Genomic DNA, 3,716 nt, shown 5'->3' on the forward strand with positions numbered 1-3,716 from the left:
TCCAATATCCATCATGTGGAGTTTCAACTCTACTTTCATATCGGTCAAATAATTCTCCCAACTTACGCTGTTCCCAAGTATATGTAGAGAAGCAGTAAAAAAAAGAAAGCCGACACCTTACAATCAACTTTCTTTTCTCATAATATTTACCCCAAAGCAATATAAAACTAAATTACATTAATGAATGTTCTTTCGCAATGGCAGTGACTTCTTCTACAGTAAACTTGGTAACTTCAGCAATCATTTCCAAGGATAATTGCTTACGTAACATCTGAACCACAACTTCAGCTTTACCTTCGGCTAGACCTTCTGCCCGTCCTTCGGCACGACCCTCGGCCACGCCTTCTTTCCAATATGTATAATGATCCATTGATAGCATTGAATATTCCTCCCTCCAAGCCTCACAATGTTTTGCCTCATCTACGGCACTTTCAATATCTCGTAGTAACTCATCTGATGCAGTTTGACCATCCACATAATCTAGGAACCGTTGTAACGGTTTTGAAATGTCATCCTTGGTACCTTTCGTACTTAAAAACAACTTCGTCGCCCCATCATTTAAAAGGATATCATGTTCTTCCATACAAATATTTTTAAAAGTATACTTATGCCGATTACCACTGAAAACAGGGAACGTGCAAATAAAAATAATATACGAATCATTTAAGCTCATATACTTCTGACCTTTTTGCAAGTGATACATATCCAAAATACTTTGGTAAAAACGTGTGCGCTTCACCAGCTCTTCCATATCTTTGCTAGTTTGCATTTCGATATTGAACACAGTTCCCTTATCATCATTCACATACACATCTAAGCGGATACTTTTCGTTTCCAAACTCACATCCAGAGTTTTCTCCTCCTGGATGTAAACGATATCCTTAATAGAAATGTCCAATAAACGCTCCAACACAGCCTTACAAATCGGTTTCTTTAACATGACCTTTTGAAAGATAAAATTGTCCTGAATGGTCAGTTCATCGAATGATTTAATACGCATACAATGCCTCACTTTCATTCTTACCAAAATTATACCACAATTAGACTCTAGGTAGATACACCTTTACCATCTAACGTTACACTTCTATTTAAGAACAATTTACCCTTTAAAATTTCCTACCAGTATTACACACGCTTAACAGTGAAATATTAACTTCATAAAAACATAAGACCGCAACACAAAAACGATGCGACTATCCCCCACTAGTCGCATCGTTTCTCTAGTATCTACCTATGTCAGAAAACTCCTTACAGTTTTACTCCCAACAGCGCCAACTGTTCTGCAATTTCTTTTTCCAACGCTGCAATGTCACGATTATCTTGCTCAATCATGCGATTGATTTCATCAAGATCCAGTTCTTCCTCTTCTTCAAAAGTATCCACGTAACGAGGGATATTCAAGTTATAATCGTTCTCCTTGATTTCCTCTAGGCTCGCTACATGCGCATATTTCTCTACGTCCACACGGTTCCGGTAGGTGTCAATAATCTTAGCAATATTTTCTTCGCTCAAGTTGTTTTGATTTTTCCCTTTTTCAAACTCGTTGCTTGCATCGATAAACAACACATCACGGTTCGTGCGGTTCTTTTTGAACACTAAAATCGTGGTAGGAATGCTCGTGCCATAGAACAAGTTCGCTGGTAATCCAATGACTGCATCCAAGTAATTTTTCTCGATGAGGGTCTCTCGGATTTTACCTTCTGCCGCGCCACGGAATAACACCCCATGTGGCAATACGATGGCCATCGTTCCTTCTGTGTTTAAATGGTACAAGCTGTGCAAGATGAAAGCATAATCTGCTTTGGACGCTGGCGCCAACTTACCATAATCGCTGAACCGAGGGTCTTTCAATTTACTTTCATTATTGTCCCATTTCGCAGAATACGGAGGGTTCGCCACCACCGCATCAAAGGATCGTGGACGGTCGATGCCATCGTGGTCCACCCCATCTGGCCAATCACTTTCAAGGGTGTCCGCATTGTGCAAGTTCATGTTATTGTAGGTCACGCCGTGCATCATGAGATTCATGCGCGCCAAATTGTACGTCACCGTGTTCAGCTCTTGCCCGTAAAAGCTCACCGCCCCTTGACGGGAACCATCAGGAATCTCGTTGCGCACCGTGAGCAGCAAGGAACCAGACCCCATAGTCGGGTCATAGACCGTGAAAGTATCTTCTCGGTTCTCCAAATTCGCTGTTACCAATTTTGCCAAAATGATACTGACCTCATGAGGCGTATAGAACTCGCCACCTTTTTTGCCTGCATTGGCTGCGAACTTGCCGATTAAATATTCATAAATTTCACCTAGAATATCTTTACCACTTTCATCCTTGTACTCGATTTCATCTATTTTGGACACCACCGCATTGAGCGTTTTCGTACGGCCTGCCGTCGTAGATCCCAAGCCAGAATCGCCTAAGTTGATGTAGTTAAAAATACCTCTGAAATCTGCGGATGCCTCTTGATTGATTTCCGCATTGGCATTAAAGTTTTCAAAGATGCGTTGGTAATCCCCAGGGACGACCGTGCCATTATGAATGCTTTCCGTTAAGGACACCCAAGTATCTTCTGGATTAATAGCATATCCCAAAGAACTCGCAATATCCATCAGGCAATCTTCCAAGCCCTCTTGCGCCACAATTTCCTTATATAGTTCGTTCACAGATTTACCTTCAGAAGGATCTACCAAACCACTGTCCACCAAGTATTCCTCTTGATGGGTGGACAAATATTTATAGAATAAGAAGGGAAGAATATAATCTTTGAAAGAACTTGCGTCCATTGTGCCACGTAAATCGTTGGCAATCGCCCATAATTGGCTAGAAATCGTTTGCGCTTTTACATTTGCCATAAAAATCTCCTTTGTCATATCTCTCTTGTATCTGTGTTTGTATGTTATGTATTTTGTTTTATGAAAGTATTTGAAAGTAAGCAGACTGCCTTACTCGCTGAAAGTATACACTGCCTACCCTCTTATACTAGACAAACATCTGTTGAAGAAGAGCCTTCTTCTGTAATTGTAAGTGTTCTAGCTTACGCTGATGAAGGGTGATGAGGTTGTCAAAGTTTTCAAAAAAAGAACTTATTGCTATTTGCTCTTCGTCACTTGGCAACGATATTTCTTGATTTTTAACTAATTCTGAGTTTAAATTGACTTGGCTTCCTGGTTGTCCATATCTATTCCATTTTTCTCTAAACATTTCTAACCACCAGAATGCATAAATAATATTAAACTTTGGATTCATAAATATTAAAAATCCATCATGTACACCTGTTGGAACATAGTTAATAACCGGCTTTCCAACTGTTGCTGCAATACTCAATAGCAAATGTGGAGTCATTAAAACTCTCGTTTTTTCTTGACCTAGCTTCGATATCCTTTGTTCAAGACTTTTAATTCGTCCATCTTGAGATGTAACATCAGAGATTCTTAACCATCCAATATCGGATTTATTGTCAAACCATTTCAGATCAGCAATTGGTCTTGGTGATGCACCCCTAACTATCTCAGCTACTTCTCCCAACTTACGCTGTTCCCAAGCATCCGTAAATCCCGGAAAACGAAGTTCTGGAAATTGCTCTCCATTTTTCGGAAATAATTTTTGAAGTAATGCTTTTTTCTTCAGTTTTAAGTTTTCTAACTTACGCTGATGAAGGGTGATGAGGTTGTCGAAGTCTTCTAATATTTTTGTTATAGCTAATTGCTCTTCCATATTT

The 3,716-nt window shown here is 39.7% G+C and carries 3 protein-coding genes; all 3 read right to left on the reverse strand.

The genetic code is table 11. The features are described from left to right. Positions 1-172: 172 nt before the first annotated feature. A complete protein-coding gene (locus EO115_RS08265; RefSeq protein ID WP_164724095.1) occupies positions 173-1,000 on the reverse strand; it encodes an Rpn family recombination-promoting nuclease/putative transposase in 828 nt (275 codons plus the stop codon). Between the two features lie 248 nt (positions 1,001-1,248). Then, a complete protein-coding gene (locus EO115_RS08270; RefSeq protein WP_126938472.1) occupies positions 1,249-2,850 on the reverse strand; it encodes a type I restriction-modification system subunit M in 1,602 nt (533 codons plus the stop codon). Between the two features lie 127 nt (positions 2,851-2,977). Continuing rightward, the coding region (locus EO115_RS08275; protein WP_206168440.1) for a restriction endonuclease subunit S at positions 2,978-3,716 on the reverse strand (739 nt) is incomplete at its 5' end.

Source organism: Veillonella sp. CHU740, assembly GCF_003992055.1.
Classification (GTDB): Bacteria; Bacillota; Negativicutes; order Veillonellales; family Veillonellaceae; genus F0422.